Here is a 21,852-nt window from a genome sequence, read left to right on the forward strand (position 1 = left end):
GAGTTGTTATGGCCAAATCAGTACTGTTCACGGTGCATAAAAACGAGCCCTGCCCACAGTGTGGGGCTGAACTTGTCATTCGGTCCGGGAAACATGGCCCATTTCTCGGTTGTTCATATTATCCGGAATGTGCTTATGTCCGTCCCCTGAAAAGTCAGGCGGACGGGCATATCGTCAAAATTCTGGAGGGGCAGATTTGTCCGCTTTGTGGCAGCGAGTTAGCGCTACGTCAGGGCCGCTTCGGCATGTTCATTGGCTGTAGCCGTTACCCTGAATGCGGACATACAGAACAAATTGATAAGCCCGACGAGACGGCAATTGCTTGTCCTCAGTGCCAGCGGGGGCAACTGGTGCAGCGTCGTTCTCGTTTTGGTAAGACCTTTCACTCCTGCGATCGCTATCCTGAGTGCCAGTTCGTTATCAATTTTAAACCGGTAGCGGGGGAGTGCCCTCATTGCAATTATCCGTTACTTATAGAGAAGAAAACGGCGCAAGGTATTAAACACTTCTGTGCCAGTAAACAATGTGGAAAGCCGGTGTCGGCGGATCAAACCAGTGAATAATTACCTGCAATTAGGATCCATTGCGCATGCTGTGGACGTCCTGAAAAATGAAGAAGTCATCGCCTATCCAACAGAAGCTGTCTTTGGCGTCGGTTGCGACCCTGACAGCGAGACGGCCGTAAGCCGCCTGCTTGCTTTAAAACAGCGGCCTGTTGAAAAAGGGCTCATTTTAATCGCGGCCAGCTACGAACAGCTCAAGCCCTACATTGACGACGCTATGCTCACCTCGCCACAGCGAGACGCTATTTTTAGTGCGTGGCCCGGGCCTGTGACCTTTGTTTTCCCAGCGCAGCCGACGACGCCGCGCTGGTTGACCGGGCGCTTCGATTCCCTCGCGGTTCGCGTTACCGACCATCCGCTGGTGGTGGAGCTCTGTCTTGCGTTTGGTAAACCCCTGGTGTCAACCAGCGCAAACCTGAGCGGATTACCTCCGTGTCGAACGACTGACGAGGTGCAGGCTCAGTTCGGGAGTGATTTTCCGATCGCTGTCGGCGAGACAGGAGGGCGGCTTAAACCGTCGGAAATTCGCGACGCCTTGACCGGGGAACGTTTTCGCCAGGGGTAATATGATGGAAACTTACGCTGTTTTTGGTAATCCGATCGCACACAGCAAGTCGCCCTGGATACATCAGCAATTTGCGCAACAGCTGCAGATTGAACATCCTTATGGTCGTGTGCTGGCGCCTGCAGATGCATTTGTGACTGCGCTGAATACTTTTTTCCAGGGGGGCGGTAAAGGTGCGAATGTTACAGTACCTTTTAAAGAGCAGGCTTTTGAACGGGCGGATGAGTTAACCGAGCGTGCTTCTCTTGCGGGAGCGGTGAATACGCTTAAACGGCTTGAAGATGGTCGGCTTTTGGGTGACAACACCGACGGAATTGGGCTGTTGAGCGATCTGGAAAGGTTGTCCTTTATCAAACCCGGCTTTCGGGTACTACTGATTGGCGCGGGTGGGGCATCACGAGGCGTACTGCTTCCTCTCCTTTCACTGGATTGTGCGGTGACCCTGACCAACCGAACCTTTTCACGAGCGCAAGAGTTGGCAGCACTGTTCGCACATACCGGCAGTGTGAGTGCCGTCGCGCTTGACGATCTTGCCGGTCACGACTTTGATCTTGTCATTAATGCCACGTCCAGCGGTATTGGAGGCGAAGTTCCGGCAATTCCTGCAACGCTTGTTAAAAATCATATTTATTTCTATGACATGTTCTATCAAAAGGGAAAGACGCCTTTTGTCAACTGGTGCGGACAGCATGGCGCAAAGCATCTGGCAGATGGACTGGGAATGCTGGTGGGGCAGGCGGCGCATGCGGTTTTGCTCTGGCATGGTATTTTGCCCGCTGTAGAATCGGTAATCGATAAACTGAAACGGGAACTGAATGCGTGAATCAGGCTATCCATTTTCCCGACAGAGAAAACTGGGATGAGAGTAAACAAGCGGTCTGTTTTCCGGTGCTGGTGCATGGAATGCAACTAACGTGTGCGATTACCGGTGAAACGCTGCTGCGCCGCTTTGGTGGTTCAAACCCGTTAACGGTATTTTGCGAAAATCGCTGGGATCTGGAAGAGGAAGCCAGCGATTTAATTCGCGATCGCCAGGAAGACGCTCAGGGCTGGGTCTGGTTGCCCTGAGCCAGATAGTCGTTTTTCCATTTCACGTAATTGTTCGCTGAGTATTGTAAACCTTCGATTTCCGCTTCATTTAAGGGGCGGATCTGTTTTACCGGGCTGCCTAAATAGAGAAAGCCGCACTCCAGCCTTTTGTTTTGCGGGACAAGGCTCCCGGCACCGATCATTACATCATCTTCAACGATAACACCATCCAGTAAAATGGATCCCATACCAACCAAAACCCGATTTCCGATCGTGCAGCCGTGGAGCATCACTTTGTGACCGACGGTAACATCCTTTCCGATGATCAGGGGATTGCCCTGTGGCTTCATTAAGGATTTGTGTGTCACGTGTAGAACGCTACCATCCTGAATATTAGTGCGTGCGCCCACAGCTACGTAGTTAACATCTCCCCTGATAGCCACCAATGGCCAGATACTCACGTCATCGGCTATTCGGACATCACCAATGACCACAGCGCTGGCGTCGATCATCACGCGATCGCCTTTTTGGGGAAACAGATCTTTATAAGGACGTAATAGTGCAGTCATACCTACCTCGACAGATGAACGCTATATAGAAGACTTTGATCGTATTATGTGGCCGAGGCAAGGCTAAATGCGTCAATAATTAAGCAGATCGGGCGGGATTTCAGCGAAAAGCGCAGAAAATCAACGGTCAGAAAAAAAGATCTAAAAAATGCTTGTGCTAAAAACTGGGATCCCTATAATGCGCCTCCATCGACACGGCAGATGTGAATCACTTCACAAACACCCCGGTCGGTTGAAGAGAAAAAATCCTGAAATAACGGGTTGACTCTGAAAGAGGAAAGCGTAATATACGCCACCTCGCAACGGTGAGCGAAAGCCGCGTTGCACTGCTCTTTAACAATTTATCAGACAATCTGTGTGGGCACTCAAAGTGACATGGATTCTTAACGTCGCAAGACGAAAAATGAATACCAAGTCTCTGAGTGAACATACGTAATTCATTACGAAGTTTAATTCACGAGCATCAAACTTAAATTGAAGAGTTTGATCATGGCTCAGATTGAACGCTGGCGGCAGGCCTAACACATGCAAGTCGAACGGTAGCACAGAGAGCTTGCTCTCGGGTGACGAGTGGCGGACGGGTGAGTAATGTCTGGGAAACTGCCTGATGGAGGGGGATAACTACTGGAAACGGTAGCTAATACCGCATAACGTCGCAAGACCAAAGAGGGGGACCTTCGGGCCTCTTGCCATCGGATGTGCCCAGATGGGATTAGCTTGTTGGTGAGGTAAAGGCTCACCAAGGCGACGATCCCTAGCTGGTCTGAGAGGATGACCAGCCACACTGGAACTGAGACACGGTCCAGACTCCTACGGGAGGCAGCAGTGGGGAATATTGCACAATGGGCGCAAGCCTGATGCAGCCATGCCGCGTGTGTGAAGAAGGCCTTCGGGTTGTAAAGCACTTTCAGCGGGGAGGAAGGCGGTGAGTTTAATAAGCTCACCGATTGACGTTACCCGCAGAAGAAGCACCGGCTAACTCCGTGCCAGCAGCCGCGGTAATACGGAGGGTGCAAGCGTTAATCGGAATTACTGGGCGTAAAGCGCACGCAGGCGGTCTGTCAAGTCGGATGTGAAATCCCCGGGCTCAACCTGGGAACTGCATTCGAAACTGGCAGGCTAGAGTCTTGTAGAGGGGGGTAGAATTCCAGGTGTAGCGGTGAAATGCGTAGAGATCTGGAGGAATACCGGTGGCGAAGGCGGCCCCCTGGACAAAGACTGACGCTCAGGTGCGAAAGCGTGGGGAGCAAACAGGATTAGATACCCTGGTAGTCCACGCCGTAAACGATGTCGACTTGGAGGTTGTGCCCTTGAGGCGTGGCTTCCGGAGCTAACGCGTTAAGTCGACCGCCTGGGGAGTACGGCCGCAAGGTTAAAACTCAAATGAATTGACGGGGGCCCGCACAAGCGGTGGAGCATGTGGTTTAATTCGATGCAACGCGAAGAACCTTACCTGGTCTTGACATCCACAGAATTCAGCAGAGATGCTGAAGTGCCTTCGGGAACTGTGAGACAGGTGCTGCATGGCTGTCGTCAGCTCGTGTTGTGAAATGTTGGGTTAAGTCCCGCAACGAGCGCAACCCTTATCCTTTGTTGCCAGCGGTTAGGCCGGGAACTCAAAGGAGACTGCCAGTGATAAACTGGAGGAAGGTGGGGATGACGTCAAGTCATCATGGCCCTTACGACCAGGGCTACACACGTGCTACAATGGCGCATACAAAGAGAAGCGACCTCGCGAGAGCAAGCGGACCTCATAAAGTGCGTCGTAGTCCGGATTGGAGTCTGCAACTCGACTCCATGAAGTCGGAATCGCTAGTAATCGTGGATCAGAATGCTACGGTGAATACGTTCCCGGGCCTTGTACACACCGCCCGTCACACCATGGGAGTGGGTTGCAAAAGAAGTAGGTAGCTTAACCTTCGGGAGGGCGCTTACCACTTTGTGATTCATGACTGGGGTGAAGTCGTAACAAGGTAACCGTAGGGGAACCTGCGGTTGGATCACCTCCTTACCTTAAAGAACCTGCCTTTGTAGTGCTCACACAGATTGTCTGATGAAAAATAAATAGCAAGGCGTCTTGCGATTGAGACTTTAGTGTCCCCTTCGTCTAGAGGCCCAGGACACCGCCCTTTCACGGCGGTAACAGGGGTTCGAATCCCCTAGGGGACGCCACTTGCTGGGTGTGAGTGAAAGGCACAACCAACCGATATCTCAAAACTGACTCAGTGAGTCACGTTTGAGATAGTTGCTCTTTAAAAATCTGGATCAAGCTGAAAATTGAAACGACACACAGTTATGTGTGTTCGGGTCTCTCAAATTTTCACAATCAGAGGCGAAACAGCTTCGGGTTGTGAGGTTAAGCGACTAAGCGTACACGGTGGATGCCCTGGCAGTCAGAGGCGATGAAGGACGTGCTAATCTGCGATAAGCGCCGGCGAGGTGATATGAACCTTTGACCCGGCGATGTCCGAATGGGGAAACCCAGTGTGATTCGTCACACTATCATTATGTGAATACATAGCGTAATGAAGCGAACCGGGGGAACTGAAACATCTAAGTACCCCGAGGAAAAGAAATCAACCGAGATTCCCCCAGTAGCGGCGAGCGAACGGGGAGCAGCCCGGAGTCTGAATCAGCTTGTGTGTTAGTGGAAGCGTCTGGAAAGTCGCAGGGTACAGGGTGATACTCCCGTACACGAAAGCACACTTGCTGTGAACTCGAAGAGTAGGGCGGGACACGTGGTATCCTGTCTGAATATGGGGGGACCATCCTCCAAGGCTAAATACTCCTGACTGACCGATAGTGAACCAGTACCGTGAGGGAAAGGCGAAAAGAACCCCGGCGAGGGGAGTGAAAAAGAACCTGAAACCGTGTACGTACAAGCAGTGGGAGCCTCTTTATGGGGTGACTGCGTACCTTTTGTATAATGGGTCAGCGACTTATATTCTGTAGCAAGGTTAACCGTATAGGGGAGCCGAAGGGAAACCGAGTCTTAACCGGGCGTTAAGTTGCAGGGTATAGACCCGAAACCCGGTGATCTAGCCATGGGCAGGTTGAAGGTTGGGTAACACTAACTGGAGGACCGAACCGACTAATGTTGAAAAATTAGCGGATGACCTGTGGCTGGGGGTGAAAGGCCAATCAAACCGGGAGATAGCTGGTTCTCCCCGAAAGCTATTTAGGTAGCGCCTCGTGAACTCATCTTCGGGGGTAGAGCACTGTTTCGGCTAGGGGGCCATCCCGGCTTACCAACCCGATGCAAACTACGAATACCGAAGAATGTTATCACGGGAGACACACGGCGGGTGCTAACGTCCGTCGTGAAGAGGGAAACAACCCAGACCGCCAGCTAAGGTCCCAAAGTCATGGTTAAGTGGGAAACGATGTGGGAAGGCCCAGACAGCCAGGATGTTGGCTTAGAAGCAGCCATCATTTAAAGAAAGCGTAATAGCTCACTGGTCGAGTCGGCCTGCGCGGAAGATGTAACGGGGCTAAACCATGCACCGAAGCTGCGGCAGCGACGCGTATGCGTTGTTGGGTAGGGGAGCGTTCTGTAAGCCGTTGAAGGTGGCCTGTGAGGGGTGCTGGAGGTATCAGAAGTGCGAATGCTGACATAAGTAACGATAAAGCGGGTGAAAAGCCCGCTCGCCGGAAGACCAAGGGTTCCTGTCCAACGTTAATCGGGGCAGGGTGAGTCGACCCCTAAGGCGAGGCCGAAAGGCGTAGTCGATGGGAAACAGGTTAATATTCCTGTACTTGGTGTTACTGCGAAGGGGGGACGGAGAAGGCTATGTTAGCCGGGCGACGGTTGTCCCGGTTTAAGCATGCAGGCGGAGGTTCCAGGTAAATCCGGTACCTTATTAACGCTGAGGTGTGATGACGAGGCACTACGGTGCTGAAGTAACAAATGCCCTGCTTCCAGGAAAAGCCTCTAAGCATCAGGTAACACGAAATCGTACCCCAAACCGACACAGGTGGTCAGGTAGAGAATACCAAGGCGCTTGAGAGAACTCGGGTGAAGGAACTAGGCAAAATGGTGCCGTAACTTCGGGAGAAGGCACGCTGGCGCGTAGGTGAAGTGACTTGCTCACGGAGCTGAAGCCAGTCGAAGATACCAGCTGGCTGCAACTGTTTATTAAAAACACAGCACTGTGCAAACACGAAAGTGGACGTATACGGTGTGACGCCTGCCCGGTGCCGGAAGGTTAATTGATGGGGTTAGCTGTAAGGCGAAGCTCCTGATCGAAGCCCCGGTAAACGGCGGCCGTAACTATAACGGTCCTAAGGTAGCGAAATTCCTTGTCGGGTAAGTTCCGACCTGCACGAATGGCGTAATGATGGCCAGGCTGTCTCCACCCGAGACTCAGTGAAATTGAACTCGCTGTGAAGATGCAGTGTACCCGCGGCAAGACGGAAAGACCCCGTGAACCTTTACTATAGCTTGACACTGAACACTGGTCCTTGATGTGCAGGATAGGTGGGAGGCTTTGAAGCGTGGACGCCAGTCTGCGTGGAGCCATCCTTGAAATACCACCCTTTAATGGCTGGTGTTCTAACGTAGACCCGTAATCCGGGTTGCGGACAGTGTCTGGTGGGTAGTTTGACTGGGGCGGTCTCCTCCCAAAGAGTAACGGAGGAGCACGAAGGTCAGCTAATCCTGGTCGGACATCAGGAGGTTAGTGCAATGGCATAAGCTGGCTTGACTGCGAGCGTGACGGCGCGAGCAGGTGCGAAAGCAGGTCATAGTGATCCGGTGGTTCTGAATGGAAGGGCCATCGCTCAACGGATAAAAGGTACTCCGGGGATAACAGGCTGATACCGCCCAAGAGTTCATATCGACGGCGGTGTTTGGCACCTCGATGTCGGCTCATCACATCCTGGGGCTGAAGTAGGTCCCAAGGGTACGGCTGTTCGCCGTTTAAAGTGGTACGCGAGCTGGGTTTAGAACGTCGTGAGACAGTTCGGTCCCTATCTGCCGTGGGCGCTGGAGAATTGAGGGGGGCTGCTCCTAGTACGAGAGGACCGGAGTGGACGCATCACTGGTGTTCGGGTTGTCATGCCAATGGCACTGCCCGGTAGCTAAATGCGGAAAAGATAAGTGCTGAAAGCATCTAAGCACGAAACTTGCCCCGAGATGAGTTCTCCCTGACTCTCTGAGAGTCCTGAAGGAACGTTGAAGACGACGACGTTGATAGGTCGGGTGTGTAAGCGTAGCGATACGTTGAGCTAACCGATACTAATGAACCGTGAGGCTTAACCTTACAACGCCGAAGCTGTTTTGGCGGAGAGAGAGATTTTCAGCCTGATACAGATAAAGAATTTGCCTGGCGGCTGTAGCGCGGTGGTCCCACCTGACCCCATGCCGAACTCAGAAGTGAAACGCCGTAGCGCCGATGGTAGTGTGGGGTCTCCCCATGTGAGAGTAGGGAACTGCCAGGCATCAAATTTAGCGTGCTGATATGGCTCAGTTGGTAGAGCGCACCCTTGGTAAGGGTGAGGTCCCCAGTTCGACTCTGGGTATCAGCACCACTTTATACTTAGGTTAAAGTTCGGCAAGAAGTAAAAGAATTTGTCTGGCGGCTTTAGCGCGGTGGTCCCACCTGACCCCATGCCGAACTCAGAAGTGAAACGCCGTAGCGCCGATGGTAGTGTGGGGTCTCCCCATGTGAGAGTAGGGAACTGCCAGACATCAAACAAGTAGAAAGGCCATCCGAAAGGATGGCCTTTTTGCGTTTTAAAGCGTATCAACGTTCAGGCGCTGGTAAACCCGGCGCTGCCGGGCAGAGAAAATGACTAGTGAATGACCTGCGACAGGAATGCCTGCGTACGTTCTGATTTTGGATGGGCGAAAAATTCATTCGGTGGTGCTTGCTCAACAATCTCACCTCGATCCATAAAGATCACTCTATCAGCCACGGTCCTGGCGAAACCCATCTCATGCGTAACACAAAGCATCGTCATTCCGGATTGCGCCAGCCCAATCATGGTATCCAGAACCTCTTTGACCATTTCCGGATCCAGTGCAGATGTCGGTTCATCAAACAGCATAATTTTCGGTTTCATGCACAGTGAACGGGCGATAGCAACACGCTGCTGTTGACCGCCTGATATCTGACCCGGAAATTTATTGGCATGTTCGGCGATACGCACACGTTCGAGGTAGTGCATCGCCAAAGCCTCAGCTTCTTTCTTCGGTATCTTTTGCACCCAAACTGGCGCCAGTGTACAGTTCTGCAGGACGGTCAGGTGCGGGAATAAATTAAAGTGCTGAAACACCATCCCCACTCCCTGACGCACACGTTCAATATTACGAATATCTTCATTCAGCTCGATACCATCAACAACGATGCGACCTTGTTGATGTTCCTCAAGGTGGTTAATACAGCGTATTGTCGTCGATTTTCCCGATCCTGAAGGGCCGCAAAGTACGATTCGTTCACCCTGTTTGACCTTGAGATTGATGTCTTTCAGGACGTGAAACTGTCCATACCATTTATTGACGTTTTCCAGCGTAATCATCGTGTCGGCAGGTGTCATTGTAATCTGGCTCATAATTTCCTCAGTGCGGCGTACGTCCGGTGTTAAAGCGCTTTTCCAGATGTTGGCTATAGCGCGACATGCTAAAACAGAAGATCCAGTAGATCAGGGCGGCGAAAACGTATCCCTCGGTAGACATACCCAACCAGACGGGATCAACGGTCGCCTGCTGCACGCTGCTAAAGAGATCAAACAATCCGATGATGATCACAAGGCTAGTATCTTTAAAGAGAGCAATGATAGTGTTAACAAGCCCAGGGATGACCAACTTGAGTGCTTGCGGGAGTATCACCAACCCCTGCGTTTTCCAATAGCCGAGAGCCAGTGATTCCGCTGCTTCGTACTGACCTTTAGGCAATGCCTGCAGGCCGCCGCGCACAACCTCCGCAACGTAAGCAGACTGAAATAAAATCACCCCGACCAGAGCCCGGATCAGTTTGTCTATAGTTGTGCCTTCCGTCATAAACAGTGGCAGCATGACAGACGACATAAATAGCACGGTGATAAGCGGTACGCCCCGCCAGAATTCAATGAAAATGACGGAAAGTATACGAACAACCGGCAATTTTGAACGTCGGCCAAGCGCGAGCAAAATCCCCCACGGCAGAGCACCGGCGATCCCGACCGATGCGATAATCAGCGTCAGCGTCAATCCCCCCCACTGACGAGTTTCAACCCGTTCCAGCCCAAAAAAACCGCCATACAACAACACCCATACGATAATGGGATAGACGACAGCCCAGCAGGCAATGTAACGCCCACGTTGAGGAAGTTTTTTCCAGAACATGACGAAAATGGAGGCCAGGCCAATGGCCAGCGCCAGATTAATCCGCCAGCGCTGTTCGTGAGGGTATAAGCCGTACATAAACTGACCAAATCGTTGGTGGATAAACACCCAGCAAGCGCCTGCTTTTGTGCAGTCTGCGCGAGTTGAGCCTACCCAGTTAGCCTGTAAGATTGCCCAGTTGAGCAGTGGCGGTATCAGCTCCCACATGAGCCACAGGCAGGCAATGGTCAGCAGGCTGTTACTCCAGCTGGAGAACAGATTCTTACGCGCCCAGAGAATGAAACGTCCACCCATCGAGCTGGCAGGACGCGGGGCGTGCGACACTATCGCTTTTGACATCAGAATTCCTTAGCGCTCAACCAGTGCGATACGCCGGTTATAAAGGTTCATTAACAATGAGATCGCCAGGCTGATAATTAAATAAACAGACATCGTGATAGCAATAGTTTCAATGGCTTGCCCAGTCTGATTAAGCACAGTACCGGCGAAAAGGGATACCATGTCGGGGTAACCGATGGCGGCGGCCAGCGATGAATTTTTGACAATGTTGAGGTACTGGCTGGTCAGTGGTGGAATGATGACCCGCAAAGCCTGCGGGATGATCACCTGACGAAGCGTCACCGTGTTGGGCAAACCGAGCGAACGGGCAGCCTCATGTTGTCCAAAGGGTACAGCCTGGATCCCGGAGCGGATGATTTCCGCAATAAATGCCGAGGTATAAATTGACAGTGCCAGCGTCAGCGAGGCCAGTTCCGGGATTAAAACCATTCCTCCCTGGAAGTTGAACCCCTGCAGATGTGGAATATCCCAGTGAAACGCTGCACCAAGCAGCCAGTGCGCCAGTATCGGCAGGCCGACGAAAAGTAGGACTGCGATCGGCCATGTCTTACGCAACTGACCTGTTTTAATTTGATATTTACGGTTATAGAGAAATAACCCTGCAGAGAGAGCAAGAGCGATCGCAAGAGCAGCGACAAACGCTAAAACGCCTTCGGCTATTTGTGCAGAGGGTATATATAAGCCGCGGTTACTCAGGAAAAAAAGATTCAAACGCTTCGACTGCCTGGCGTGGGCCTGGAAGATTACGCAGTACGGCGAAATACCAGAAGAAAATCTGCAACAACGGCGGAATATTGCGAAACATCTCTATATAAAGGGTGGAGAGTTTTCTAAGCAGCCAGTTTTCTGAGAGCCTGGCAAGCCCAATAAAAAATCCCAGTACAGAAGCGAAAACAATACAGAGAACGGAAACCAACAGAGTATTAAGTAAACCAACCAAAAATACGCGACCGTAGGTATCTCCTTCCTGATAATCAATGAGATGCTGAACAATACCAAAACCCGCGCTGCGATCCAGGAAGGCAAACCCGGAAGTGATCCCACGATTGTTCAGGTTAGTAACGGTGTTATGAATTAGATAAACGGCGATAATCACAATTGCGAGGATAGCAATAATCTGGAATAACCAGGCGCGGACCGCGGGGTGAGAAAAGGATATCGTGCCTTTTATGGCAGAGCGGCGATGGAACATAAACAAACCTCGGTAACCATGTCTCTGGACTGGGCACTGAATGTACAGTGCCCGTTACAGCAAATACTTAACGTACTGGCGGTGCGTACTGAATGCCGCCGTTGTTCCAGAGATTATTTTGACCGCGTGTGATCTTCAGCGGGCTTTCCGATCCAACGTTGCGCTCAAAGATCTCGGCGTAATTACCCACCTGTTTGACAATGTTGTACGCCCATCTGTTGTCCAGCTTCAGATCCTTGCCGAAATCACCCTCTTTACCCAGCAGGTGGGCCATATCCGGCGTGGATGGGTTGGCGGCCTTTTCATCAACGTTTTTCGAGCTGATACCCATCTCTTCGGCATTCAGCATAGCGAACAGCGTCCAGCGAACAATGGAGAACCACTCATCATCGCCGCGCCGTACGACAGGTCCCAGAGGTTCTTTGGAAATCACTTCAGGCAGGACAATCCATTCGGCAGGGTTGCTCAACTTGATACGCAGGGCGTAAAGCTGTGACTGATCTGACGCCAGCGTATCGCAACGTCCAGATTCCAGCGCTTTTGCCGATTCATCAGAGCGATCGAAGGTGACCGGGGTATACTTCATCTTGTTCGCTTTGAAGTAATCTGCGACGTTGAGTTCAGTATCGGTGCCAGCCTGAATACAAACGGTCGCACCGTCCAGTTCTTTGGCGCTTTTCAGACCGGCTTTATTGTGGGTGAGGAAACCGATACCGTCGTAATAGGTCACGCCAGTAAATGACATCCCCATGCCTGCGTCACGGGAAGAGGTCCAGGTGGTGTTGCGTGAGAGCATATCAACTTCGCCGGACTGGAGAGCAGTAAAACGTTCCTTCGCCGTTAGTGGAGTATATTTTACTTTACTGTCATCCCCGAAAATGGCGGCAGCGACGCCACGGCAGACATCAACATCAATACCGCTAAATTTGCCGTTAGCATCGGCATAAGAGAAGCCAGGCAAACCGTCGCTAATACCGCATTGCACAAAACCCTTCTTTTTAACGGCATCCAGCGTCGTCCCCGCATGGGCTGAACCGGCTACAGCAAACAACATGCCCGCGGCGGTCAGGCTGGCTATCATCGTCTTTTTCATTCTGCATCCTGTGTGGCGAAATTTATCGTTATAGAGGCGTTTTTAAACGCTTTTACCTGTCTGTGGCTTTGGCCAACGTTCATAAAGCAAACGTAATGCCAGGTTTCGCGCTCGACAAAATAACGGACAATTGAGCGCATAAGCTGAGTGTAGACAGGGTTAAAAAAATTGAATGCCCTTAAAGAGTGCGAAACTCCAACCTGCGCCACAAATTAGAGCAAAAGTTCATTAAGGATGGGAAAAGTAGAAAGGAGTCAACGGCGAGAAAAATGCTTTATTATTCTTTCAGGGAATAGAATGTTAATTAGGAATAAAAGCGCGGCCAGCGCCGCGCTTTCAAAAGAAATCCGACTAAAAGATATTATTTAGTCAGGGCAACAATGCCCAGCGTCAAACCCGCTATTGCGGCTGCGCCTCCTGCGATAGCACCGGCAGTTTCCCAGTTATCCTGGGTGGTGCCCTTCATGCAGGTATTCGTATGAACCAGACGGCCCTGATCGTCGTATACCGGTACACATGGCGAGTCGTGCGCGCATCCAGCAAGCAGCGCCGCGAGTAATGCAACGGAAATGAATCTTTTCATAATGTTACCTCAATATTATTTCTTATCCGCCATCAAGCCAGGAGAGCCATTAACGAACTGGAGGCTATTTTACCACCGGGGGAAGCCCGCGCTGCAGGAGGAATAATCTCAAATTATTTTGATTGTAAAAATCGTGGAGAAAGTGCGCTATGCCAAGGAGTTTATGAAGAAAATGTGAAGTTACGGATGGGGCGATTTTTACGCGAGGAAAATAAATTATCTTAATTGATGCCGTCAGCAGGCTAATTTACTGATGTATGAAAAAAGAGAGGCACCAAAGGTGCCTCCCCGGTATTAATCCTTATGACTTGTAAACCGTCTGCGGACAACCACAAAAAAGACGGGCACAAAGAAAATAGCCAGAAGGGTTGCGGATAGCATCCCGCCCATTACGCCCGTTCCAACGGCATTTTGCGCACCGCTCCCGGCGCCACTGCTAATGACCAGCGGCATGACGCCAAGAATAAAGGCCAAGGAAGTCATCAGGATAGGACGAAGGCGCATACGCGAGGCTTCCAGCGTGGCTTCGATGATCCCTTTACCCTCTTTCTCCATCAGATCTTTAGCAAATTCAACGATCAGGATAGCGTTTTTGGCCGATAGACCAATTGTTGTCAACAGGCCGACCTGGAAATAGACGTCATTATTTAAGCCGCGAAGAGATGCTGCGAGTAGCGCCCCAATGACTCCCAACGGCACTACCAGCATCACTGAGAATGGAATAGACCAGCTTTCATAAAGAGCTGCCAGACACAGGAACACCACAATCAGTGAAATCGCGTACAGGGCGGGAGCCTGGTTACCGGAAAGACGTTCCTGGTAAGACATTCCCGTCCAGTCATAGCCGATGCCGGTAGGCAGTTTTGAGGCGAGACTTTCCATCATGGCCATCGCTTCACCGGTACTTTTACCGGGTGCCGATTCCCCCAGGATCTCCATTGACGGCATCCCGTTATAACGTTCCAGACGAGGTGAGCCATATACCCATTGCGCGCTGCTAAAGGCTGAGAAAGGCACCATTTCACCGTTCGCACTTCGGACATAGAGATTGTTAATGTCTCCTGGCAACATACGGAAAGGTGCGTCGGCCTGTACGTAAACTTTCTTCACTCGGCCATGATCGATAAAGTCATTCACATAGGTCCCGCCAAGTGCCGTCGAGATCGTTTGATTGACGTCAGAGAGGCTGACGCCCAAGGCCTGAACTTTCTCTTGATCGACATTCAGTTTGAACTGAGGAGTATCTTCCAGACCGTTAGGGCGCACACGTACCAGTAAATCGGGATGTGCTTTAACCATCCCGAGCAGTTGATTACGCGCCTGAGTCAGCTGTGCATGCCCCAGGTTTGCTTGATCAATAAGCTCAAAGTCGAAGCCTGTCGCCGTACCCAGCTCGATAATGGCAGGCAGGTTAAACGGAAACACGAGGCCATCTTTAATCTGACTGAATGCCTTCGTCGCACGGCCAACAATTGACTCAACGCTGTTAACCGCACTAGGACGCTCTTCCCAGGGTTTCAGGCTTACAAATGCAATACCGGAGTTCTGGCCCTGGCCGCTAAAACTAAACCCATTAACGGTAAAGACGGATTCCACATTGGCCTTCTCTTTGTTCAGGTAATATTCCTGAACCTGATCGAGCACATGCTGAGTACGCGTTTGTGTCGCACCCGCAGGGAGCTGAACCATGGTCATAAATACCCCCTGATCCTCTTCGGGCAGGAAGGCGGTGGGCAAACGCATGAACAGTACCGCCATACCAGCAACAATAATGACGTAAACGACCAGATAGCGACCGGTCTTGCGTAAAATACCGCTCACGCTGTTGCTGTAATGTTCCACACTCTTATCAAAGAGCCCATTAAACCAGCCAAAGAAACCGCCTTTTTTCTCGTGATGTTCACTGGCCGCGGGTTTGAGGAGTGTTGCACAGAGGGCAGGGGTCAGGATCAGTGCAACCAGAACGGATAGTGCCATGGCCGAAACGATGGTCAGCGAGAACTGGCGATAGATTGCCCCTGTCGACCCACCAAAAAAGGCCATTGGAATAAAGACCGCCGAAAGCACCATGGCGATACCTACCAGTGCGCCCTGGATTTGTTCCATCGACTTCTGCGTCGCCTCTTTTGGCGGCAGTTTGTCTTCGACCATCACGCGTTCGACGTTTTCGACAACCACGATGGCATCATCGACCAGCAGGCCTATCGCCAGCACCATGCCAAACATCGTCAGGGTGTTGATTGAGAAACCGAACGCGGAAAGCACCGCAAAAGTACCCAGCAGGACCACCGGAACCGCGATGGTGGGAATGAGCGTAGCCCGCAGGTTTTGCAGGAACAGGTACATTACCAGGAAGACGAGAATAATCGCTTCAAAGAGTGTCTTGACCACTTCGTGAATAGAGATCTTCACGAACGGCGTGGTGTCGTACGGATAGACCACCTTCAAGCCTTGCGGGAAGAATTGTTGCAGTTGCGCCAGTTTGGTCTTGATGGCGGTAGCCGTATCCAGCGCGTTGGCGCCAGTTGCCAACTTAATCCCCAGACCGGTTGCCGCCTGTCCGTTAATTTTGGTGACCATATTGTAGTTTTCACCACCAAGCTCAATGCGGGCCACATCTTTCAGATGCACCATTGAGCCATCCTGGTTCACCTTCAGCGTTACGCGGCCAAACTCTTCAGGGGATTTCAGACGCGTTTGCGCAATAATAGAGGCGTTTAGCTGCTGACCAGGAACAGAAGGCGTTCCTCCTAGCTGTCCTGCGGCAATCTGGTCGTTCTGTGTTTTCAGCGCAGTGATCACATCCAGAGGCGTTAGCTGATATTTATTCATCGCATTGCTGTCGAGCCAGATACGCATCGCATATTGGGCGCCAAACAGCTGAACATCCCCCACACCGGAAGTTCGACTAATCGCATCTTTCACGTTGGAGGCGACATAGTCAGAAATATCATCCTGAGTGAGGTTTTTATTATCGGAAACAAAGCCTGCAACCAGCAGGAAGCTGCTGCTAGATTTCTCAACCCCAATCCCCTGCTGCTGCACCTCTTGCGGCAGCAGCGGCATGGCGAGCTGAAGTTTGTTCTGCACCTGTACCTGTGCAATGTCCGGATCAGTGCCTGACTGGAAGGTCAGCGTAATGGTGACACTACCTGCAGAGTCGCTGGTGGACGACATATACATGAGGTTATCGATACCATTCATGTTCTGCTCGATAACCTGCGTCACCGTATCCTGTACCGTCTGGGCATCAGCGCCAGGGTAGGTTGCGGTTATGGCAACGGCAGGGGGCGCAATCGTGGGATACTGCGCTACGGGCAGTTTAAGAATGGCCAGCCCGCCCGCAATCATCAGGATGATGGCGAGTACCCAGGCAAAAACCGGCCTCTGTATAAAGAAATTAGCCATGTAGTCGTCCCTTAACTGGCTGGATTTGCGGCGGTATCAGGAATGGCGACAACGGTAGCGCCAGCTTTGGCTTTTTGTAAGCCGCTGACAATAACGCGGTCACCGTTTTTCAGCCCTTCAGTCACCAGCCAGCGATCGCCAATAGCCTGTGGTGCAACGACTGTACGCGACTCAACTTGATTTTTATCGTTAACCACCAGCACCGTTGCATCGCCGCGCGGTGTACGGGTTACGCCCTGCTGTGGAATCAAAATGGCACCAGGCTGGGTACCCTGATCAATGCGAGCGCGCACGAACATGCCTGGCAGCAGCATATGTTGAGGGTTCGGGAAAATCGCGCGTAAGGTTATTGAACCGGTGCTTTCGTCGACCGAAACATCAGAGAACTGCAGCGTGCCCTTGAGTGGGTAGGGCTGACCATTCTCCATTAAAAGCTCGACGGTGCTGGGGGTGTCGCCCTTTTGCAGGCTGGTCTGCTTCAGGCGCATGAAATCATTGCTGGACTGGGTGACATCAACATAAATTGGATCAAGCTGCTGTACCGTTGCCAGCGCAGTTGCTTGCCCACTGGTGACCAGTGCTCCTTCGGTAACGCTGGATTTGCCTATGCGTCCATCAACAGGTGAGGTAACTTTGGTGTAGGCCAGGTTAATCCGGGCAGTCTCAACGCCGGCCTGTGCGGAAACGACGCTGGCATCAGCCTGTTGCGCCGTGGCTACGGCCTGATCGTATTCTTGTTTACTGACATACTGCGTGCCAACCAGGGGGATATAACGCTTCACCGTAAGATGTGCAATCCTGGCGGCTGCCTGAGCCTTCAGCAGCTCGGCCCTGGCGTTATCATAGGCCGCCTGGTACGTTGCGGGATCGATCTGATAAAGGGAGTCGCCCGCTTTCACGTCGCTACCTTCAGTAAAATTGCGATGCAATATTATGCCGCTAACCTGGGGGCGAACCTCTGCAACGCGATAGGCATCCGTTCTGCCTGGAAGTTCTGTCGTGACCGTCAGCGGAGCGCTTTTCACAATATGCACGCTGACCTGAGGGGCTTGCGGTTGTGGCTGCTGGTTATTTTGCCCATCGCATCCGGTGAGCAGTGCGGCGCAGACAACAAAACCGGCTACGGGCAAGAGTCTGAGATGATTCGTCATTATTGTTCCTTTAAATACCCATAAACCGATATTTTCATTGATCGGTAGCAGGGGCAGGGGGCAAAACAAAATGTAGCTGTACATAGTAATGATGTTATTTGATGATTTTTAATTTATCCGTGCGAATGGAAGTGCCTGGGAGTAAAAATCAGAATCAGACTCTATTCATTCTGAGATATACGTCGTCTGTTTTTATTCAATAAATGCGAATAAATGATACTATTCATTCATTTTGTGAATTAAATACATAAAACATATTTAGATAATTTATAAATTCAGCGAATAGACTTTTTTTGTACAAAATTAACAGCGTATTTTAGAGATAATGTTGTTCACCCGTCTCAACGGTATCTTTTGATAATGCATTCCCCTTGTGAGTAACGAGTAGCGGTCTATGGCACGCAAAAAGAAAGAAGAGGCTCAGAAAACACGGCAACAGTTGATCGAGGCCGCCATCGAACAGTTTGCTACGCGTGGCGTGGCGAACACTACGCTTACGGACATCGCTGATGCAGCGAAGGTCACTCGCGGGGCGGTTTACTGGCATTTTTGCAGTAAATCGCAACTATTTAATGCCATCTGGGAACAGCAGTTACCGCTACGCGAAATCATACGCGACAGACTGTCTCTTTCGGAAAATGATGATCCGTTATTAATTCTACGTGAGCAATTTATTACTGCATTGCAATATATTGCTCGTGAGCCTCGTCAGTGCGCGTTGTTACAAATTCTGTATCATAAATGTGAATTTAATAGCGATATGATTGCAGAGTGTGAAATCAGAAAACGTATCGGTTTCAATTACGCGCTGTTACGCGCCACCCTGGAAAGATGTATTGCGGCCAATGTCATTTCGACGCAAGTCAATATTGACCTGACATTGATCGTCTTCCATGGTTTTTTTAGCGGGATAATTAAAAACTGGCTAATGAATAGCGACAGTTTCAATCTTTATCAGCAGGCCCCCGCTCTGGTCGATAACATTCTGGCTACACTACCCTTAAAGCGCGTATCGCCGGGGTTGGGCGGAAAGAATGATGACCACAAAAGAGAAGACGACGAGAATGAGGTCTGTATTGGCTAACCAGCCTGGTTGAAACGCATGGGAGGTTAGCAAGGATTGGCGTGATGTTCGCGGCTTACTCAAGCGCGGAGCAATTGACGAGCTTTAACGGATTCACGGAATTCATATTGCGACACTTATCGGTTTCGGTGCTCATGAGCTCAATCCATTGCATCAGTAGCGCATCGAAAATGAAAACTGAGATAGCAAATACAACCAGCCACCAGTATTTACGAATCATTGTGTCGTTCCAGGAAAAGATAAGCCGTAAGGTGGTGGAAATATACACGAAAAGTAGCGGTTTTAAAGCGCGAAAGTGAAGGTTTACAAAGCATTGACGATGGCAGATGCGGGCAATAAAAAAGGCGCTTCCCCATGCCGGTTAGCGCCTTTTTAAACAAGCAGTTAGCTAATCGAAATTAGTTCATGCCGTATTTTTTCAATTTCTTACGCAGAGTACCACGGTTGATACCCATCATCAGCGCAGCGCGGGTTTGGTTACCGCGGGTGTATTGCATCACCATGTCCAACAGTGGCTGTTCAACTTCAGCCAATACCAGCTCATACAGGTCATTAACATCCTGACCGTTCAGTTGAGCAAAATAGTTCTTCAGTGCCTGTTTAACCGAGTCACGCAGGGGCTTTTGAGTTACCTGGTCCTGAGAGTTAACGGTAGATACGGTCAGTACGTCAGAATTTACGCGTTGTTCGAACATAGTTCTGTCAGCTCTTTATTTCATTACGCAAGATTTTCGAAGTATGCCTCCAACGCCTCCAGCTGTACGCTGGCATCCTCTATGGCGTTGAATGTGCGCCGAAACTGGTCATTTGGAGCGTACTCCTGGAGATACCAGGATACGTGTTTACGCGCAATTCGGTACCCTTTTGCCTGACCATAGAAGCCATGCAATTCCCGAACATGCGAACAAAGCAAGCGCTTAACCTCTGCCATAGGCAGGGGAGCAAGCAGCTCTCCAGTGTCCAGATAGTGCTGGATTTCCCGAAAGATCCAGGGTCTTCCCTGAGCTGCACGTCCTATCATCAGAGCATCAGCTCCCGTATAGTCGAGCACAGCTCTGGCTTTAAGCGGGTCAGTAATGTCGCCATTCGCGATAACCGGAATGGAAACTTTCTGCTTAACTGTCCGAATGCTGTCGTATTCAGCTTCACCATTGAACAAACAGGCGCGTGTGCGTCCATGAATGGTCAGGGCCTGAATGCCACAGTCTTCAGCCAGTTGGGCAATCTCTACACAGTTACGGTGTTCCGGCGACCAACCCGTGCGAATCTTCAACGTAACAGGAACGTCCACCGCGCTGACAACCGCCGTCAGGATTGACTGCACCTGGCCGGGGTATTGCAGAAGGGCTGAACCTGCAAGCTTGCGATTCACTTTTTTGGCCGGGCAACCCATATTGATATCAATAATCTGGGCACCACTTTCCACGTTGATACGCGCGGCATCCGCCATCTCTTCAGGCACGCTTCCGGCGATTTGCACGGTGCGAATACCTGGCTCATCAACGTGCACCATCCGCAAGCGGGACTTATCGCTTTCCCAAACCTGCGGGTTAGACGACATCATCTCGGATACGGTTAAACCGGCTCCCATCTCGTAACACAGCGTCCTGAACGGCCGGTCTGTAATACCTGCCATTGGGGCTGCAATCAGGCGATTTCTGAGCTGGTGGTGTCCGATGCGCATGAGTTAAGAAATGACCATACTGTGACTGCAAGGCGGCGTATATTACGCATTTTTTGCACGAGATGAAAGGCCAAACTTTGAACAATCCTCTGTTGTAGATCAAAGAATCGCCGCTCAGTCTTATCTATTCAAATAATCTATGATTAAAATCATCGGCTTACGTTCGTGTGGTTATTTTATGTGCGCTTACAATTTCCCAAAACTTATCATCATTTCTGAGTAAATGAATCACCTGGGCGGGATAATCTGCTGTTTTTAGCAGCAGATTTGCCTCCTTCTTTGAGATCTGGCTCGCATTTTAGAACAAGATCTTCGGTGGAGGAGGCCGGCATTTTGTGTTGCAGAGGGAAGCGCTGGCATGGTCTGGAAACATACCAAAAACTTACTTTTTACGACCAGTAATGCGACACCACTCTTCTTTCTCGATGACCGGGTCAAGTGCGAAGAGGTCGGCGTAAGCTTCACAGACACTATCAGCCTGGCTTGCCAGAATACCGGAAAGGCCCAACAGACCGCCCTCAACGGGCAGCACGCTGATTAAAGGAGCCAGTTCACGTAACGGGCCGGCCAGGATGTTTGCCACCACGACATCGGCTTTCATGGACTCTGGCTGCGTGTCCGGCAGATAAAGCTCAAGCCGATCGGACACACCGTTACGTTCGGCGTTATCGCGGCTTGCCTGAATCGCCTGTGGATCGATATCGATCCCGATGGCTTTTGCGGCACCCAGCTTCAGCGCGGCAATAGCGAGGATCCCGGAACCGCACCCGAAATCGATCACCGTCTTGCCGTCCAGATCCAGACCATCCAGCCACTGCAAACAGAGTGATGTGGTGGGATGGGTGCCGGTACCAAACGCCAGACCCGGATCAAGCATCACGTTAACCGCATTTTCATCCGGCACGTCACGCCAGCTCGGGCAGATCCACAGACGGTTACCGAACTGCATCGGGTGGAAGTTATCCATCCATTCGCGTTCCCAGTCTTTATCTTCCAGCTGTTCGATTTTGTGCACAAAACCCACGCCCAGCAGGGGATGGTTTTCCAGAACGGCTACCACCTCTTTCATGTTGGTTTCTGCATCGAACAGGCCGATAACGTCTGTATCACCCCACAGGCGGGTCTCGCCCGGCAGTGGCTCAAAGACCGGCGTGTCATGCGTGTCCTGAAAGGTGATAGAGACCGAGCCGGCCTCTATCAGCGCATCACTCAGCTCTTCGGCGTTAGCGCCGGTTGTGTTCAGTTTTAGTTGGATCCACGGCATGGCA

The 21,852-nt window shown here is 51.1% G+C and carries 16 protein-coding genes, 2 tRNA genes, 4 rRNA genes and 1 pseudogene; 11 read left to right on the forward strand and 12 right to left on the reverse strand.

Features of this window, described 5'->3' with window-relative positions; all coding sequences use genetic code 11:
- Positions 1-8: 8 nt before the first annotated feature.
- From NL510_RS03285 to NL510_RS03300, 4 genes are read left to right on the forward strand one after another with little or no spacing between them, the layout of a single operon-like run.
- The gene (locus tag NL510_RS03285) at positions 9-563 is read left to right on the forward strand and encodes a DNA topoisomerase family protein (protein ID WP_253381556.1); all 555 of its coding nucleotides are present in this window, start codon (positions 9-11) and stop codon (positions 561-563) included.
- A complete protein-coding gene (gene tsaC, locus NL510_RS03290; RefSeq protein ID WP_253384730.1) occupies positions 556-1,128 on the forward strand; it encodes an L-threonylcarbamoyladenylate synthase type 1 TsaC in 573 nt (190 codons plus the stop codon). The genes NL510_RS03285 and tsaC overlap by 8 nt, the downstream gene beginning before the upstream one ends.
- Before the next feature lie 4 nt (positions 1,129-1,132).
- The gene (gene aroE, locus NL510_RS03295) at positions 1,133-1,951 is read left to right on the forward strand and encodes a shikimate dehydrogenase (protein WP_253384732.1); all 819 of its coding nucleotides are present in this window, start codon (positions 1,133-1,135) and stop codon (positions 1,949-1,951) included.
- Positions 1,948-2,196: a DUF1488 family protein gene (locus tag NL510_RS03300; RefSeq protein ID WP_253381558.1), complete on the forward strand. Its 249-nt coding sequence runs from the start codon at positions 1,948-1,950 to the stop codon at positions 2,194-2,196. Before aroE ends, NL510_RS03300 begins: the two co-directional genes overlap by 4 nt.
- Here the strand turns inward: NL510_RS03300 and NL510_RS03305 are convergent.
- Positions 2,172-2,726: a gamma carbonic anhydrase family protein gene (locus tag NL510_RS03305; RefSeq protein WP_253381560.1), complete on the reverse strand. Its 555-nt coding sequence runs from the start codon at positions 2,724-2,726 to the stop codon at positions 2,172-2,174. The two genes, NL510_RS03300 and NL510_RS03305, sit on opposite strands and share 25 nt — an antisense overlap.
- A gap of 471 nt (positions 2,727-3,197) precedes the next feature.
- On the opposite strand from NL510_RS03305, the gene NL510_RS03310 reads away from it, so the two are divergent.
- From NL510_RS03310 to rrf (NL510_RS03335), 6 genes are all read left to right on the forward strand, one after another.
- Positions 3,198-4,737 (forward strand): 16S ribosomal RNA (locus NL510_RS03310).
- Between the two features lie 85 nt (positions 4,738-4,822).
- A tRNA-Glu gene (locus tag NL510_RS03315) sits at positions 4,823-4,898 on the forward strand.
- Positions 4,899-5,080: 182 nt separating this feature from the next.
- A 23S ribosomal RNA gene (locus NL510_RS03320) occupies positions 5,081-7,987 on the forward strand.
- A 62-nt stretch (positions 7,988-8,049) separates the two neighbouring features.
- Positions 8,050-8,165: ribosomal RNA gene (gene rrf / locus NL510_RS03325) — 5S ribosomal RNA — on the forward strand.
- A gap of 14 nt (positions 8,166-8,179) precedes the next feature.
- Positions 8,180-8,255 (forward strand) — tRNA-Thr (locus NL510_RS03330).
- Between the two features lie 43 nt (positions 8,256-8,298).
- Positions 8,299-8,414: ribosomal RNA gene (gene rrf / locus NL510_RS03335) — 5S ribosomal RNA — on the forward strand.
- The 16S, 23S and 5S rRNA genes sit together here with 2 tRNA genes alongside, the layout of an rRNA operon.
- Positions 8,415-8,519: 105 nt before the next feature.
- Here rrf (NL510_RS03335) and NL510_RS03340 read toward each other — a convergent pair.
- The 7 genes and pseudogenes from NL510_RS03340 to NL510_RS03370 form a co-directional block, all read right to left on the reverse strand.
- Positions 8,520-9,278 (reverse strand): amino acid ABC transporter ATP-binding protein, encoded by a 759-nt coding sequence (locus tag NL510_RS03340; protein WP_253381562.1) that lies wholly within the window; start codon positions 9,276-9,278, stop codon positions 8,520-8,522.
- A gap of 7 nt (positions 9,279-9,285) precedes the next feature.
- A complete protein-coding gene (locus NL510_RS03345; protein WP_253381564.1) occupies positions 9,286-10,389 on the reverse strand; it encodes an amino acid ABC transporter permease in 1,104 nt (367 codons plus the stop codon).
- A 9-nt stretch (positions 10,390-10,398) separates the two neighbouring features.
- A pseudogene (locus tag NL510_RS03350) lies at positions 10,399-11,581 on the reverse strand (amino acid ABC transporter permease).
- A gap of 67 nt (positions 11,582-11,648) precedes the next feature.
- Positions 11,649-12,674 carry an amino acid ABC transporter substrate-binding protein gene (locus NL510_RS03355; protein ID WP_253381566.1) on the reverse strand — a complete coding sequence of 342 codons (1,026 nt, stop codon included), beginning with the start codon at positions 12,672-12,674 and terminating at the stop codon, positions 11,649-11,651.
- Between the two features lie 361 nt (positions 12,675-13,035).
- Positions 13,036-13,257 carry a lipoprotein gene (locus NL510_RS03360; protein WP_006178893.1) on the reverse strand — a complete coding sequence of 74 codons (222 nt, stop codon included), beginning with the start codon at positions 13,255-13,257 and terminating at the stop codon, positions 13,036-13,038.
- Between the two features lie 294 nt (positions 13,258-13,551).
- Positions 13,552-16,665: an efflux RND transporter permease subunit gene (locus NL510_RS03365; RefSeq protein ID WP_253381568.1), complete on the reverse strand. Its 3,114-nt coding sequence runs from the start codon at positions 16,663-16,665 to the stop codon at positions 13,552-13,554.
- Between the two features lie 11 nt (positions 16,666-16,676).
- Positions 16,677-17,816, reverse strand: coding sequence for an efflux RND transporter periplasmic adaptor subunit (locus tag NL510_RS03370; RefSeq protein WP_253381570.1), 1,140 nt, complete (start codon positions 17,814-17,816; stop codon positions 16,677-16,679).
- Positions 17,817-18,210: 394 nt separating this feature from the next.
- On the opposite strand from NL510_RS03370, the gene envR reads away from it, so the two are divergent.
- Positions 18,211-18,900, forward strand: a complete 690-nt coding sequence (envR, locus tag NL510_RS03375) for an acrEF/envCD operon transcriptional regulator (RefSeq protein ID WP_253381572.1) — start codon at positions 18,211-18,213, stop codon at positions 18,898-18,900.
- 55 nt (positions 18,901-18,955) lie between these two features.
- Here the strand turns inward: envR and NL510_RS03380 are convergent, their stop codons facing one another.
- The 4 genes from NL510_RS03380 to prmA all read right to left on the reverse strand — a co-directional run bounded on the left by NL510_RS03380 (position 18,956) and on the right by prmA (position 21,848).
- On the reverse strand, positions 18,956-19,120 hold the full coding sequence (locus NL510_RS03380) for a DUF2556 family protein (RefSeq protein WP_253381575.1): 165 nt from the start codon (positions 19,118-19,120) through the stop codon (positions 18,956-18,958).
- Positions 19,121-19,298: 178 nt separating this feature from the next.
- Complete coding sequence (gene fis, locus NL510_RS03385) at positions 19,299-19,595, reverse strand: DNA-binding transcriptional regulator Fis (RefSeq protein WP_000462905.1); 297 nt, start codon at positions 19,593-19,595, stop codon at positions 19,299-19,301.
- Between the two features lie 23 nt (positions 19,596-19,618).
- Complete coding sequence (gene dusB, locus NL510_RS03390; protein ID WP_253381577.1) at positions 19,619-20,584, reverse strand: tRNA dihydrouridine synthase DusB; 966 nt, start codon at positions 20,582-20,584, stop codon at positions 19,619-19,621.
- Positions 20,585-20,966: 382 nt separating this feature from the next.
- Positions 20,967-21,848 (reverse strand): 50S ribosomal protein L11 methyltransferase, encoded by an 882-nt coding sequence (gene prmA, locus NL510_RS03395; RefSeq protein WP_253381579.1) that lies wholly within the window; start codon positions 21,846-21,848, stop codon positions 20,967-20,969.
- Positions 21,849-21,852: the final 4 nt, after the last annotated feature.

This window comes from unidentified bacterial endosymbiont (assembly GCF_918797525.1).
Taxonomy (GTDB): Bacteria; Pseudomonadota; Gammaproteobacteria; order Enterobacterales; family Enterobacteriaceae; genus Enterobacter.

What these genes read in the sequence shown, in the direction of transcription:
- NL510_RS03345 (WP_253381564.1), bottom strand. Translation starts at nt 10,389, where the DNA reads ATGTCAAAAGCGATAGTGTCGCACGCCCCGCGTCCTGCCAGCTCGATG.
- NL510_RS03355 (WP_253381566.1), bottom strand. Translation starts at nt 12,674, where the DNA reads ATGAAAAAGACGATGATAGCCAGCCTGACCGCCGCGGGCATGTTGTTT.
- prmA (WP_253381579.1), bottom strand. Translation starts at nt 21,848, where the DNA reads ATGCCGTGGATCCAACTAAAACTGAACACAACCGGCGCTAACGCCGAA.
- NL510_RS03340 (WP_253381562.1), bottom strand. Translation starts at nt 9,278, where the DNA reads ATGAGCCAGATTACAATGACACCTGCCGACACGATGATTACGCTGGAA.
- NL510_RS03285 (WP_253381556.1), top strand. Translation starts at nt 9, where the DNA reads ATGGCCAAATCAGTACTGTTCACGGTGCATAAAAACGAGCCCTGCCCA.
- NL510_RS03360 (WP_006178893.1), bottom strand. Translation starts at nt 13,257, where the DNA reads ATGAAAAGATTCATTTCCGTTGCATTACTCGCGGCGCTGCTTGCTGGA.
- NL510_RS03370 (WP_253381570.1), bottom strand. Translation starts at nt 17,816, where the DNA reads ATGACGAATCATCTCAGACTCTTGCCCGTAGCCGGTTTTGTTGTCTGC.
- envR (WP_253381572.1), top strand. Translation starts at nt 18,211, where the DNA reads ATGGCACGCAAAAAGAAAGAAGAGGCTCAGAAAACACGGCAACAGTTG.
- aroE (WP_253384732.1), top strand. Translation starts at nt 1,133, where the DNA reads ATGGAAACTTACGCTGTTTTTGGTAATCCGATCGCACACAGCAAGTCG.
- dusB (WP_253381577.1), bottom strand. Translation starts at nt 20,584, where the DNA reads ATGCGCATCGGACACCACCAGCTCAGAAATCGCCTGATTGCAGCCCCA.
- NL510_RS03365 (WP_253381568.1), bottom strand. Translation starts at nt 16,665, where the DNA reads ATGGCTAATTTCTTTATACAGAGGCCGGTTTTTGCCTGGGTACTCGCC.
- fis (WP_000462905.1), bottom strand. Translation starts at nt 19,595, where the DNA reads ATGTTCGAACAACGCGTAAATTCTGACGTACTGACCGTATCTACCGTT.
- NL510_RS03380 (WP_253381575.1), bottom strand. Translation starts at nt 19,120, where the DNA reads ATGATTCGTAAATACTGGTGGCTGGTTGTATTTGCTATCTCAGTTTTC.
- NL510_RS03305 (WP_253381560.1), bottom strand. Translation starts at nt 2,726, where the DNA reads ATGACTGCACTATTACGTCCTTATAAAGATCTGTTTCCCCAAAAAGGC.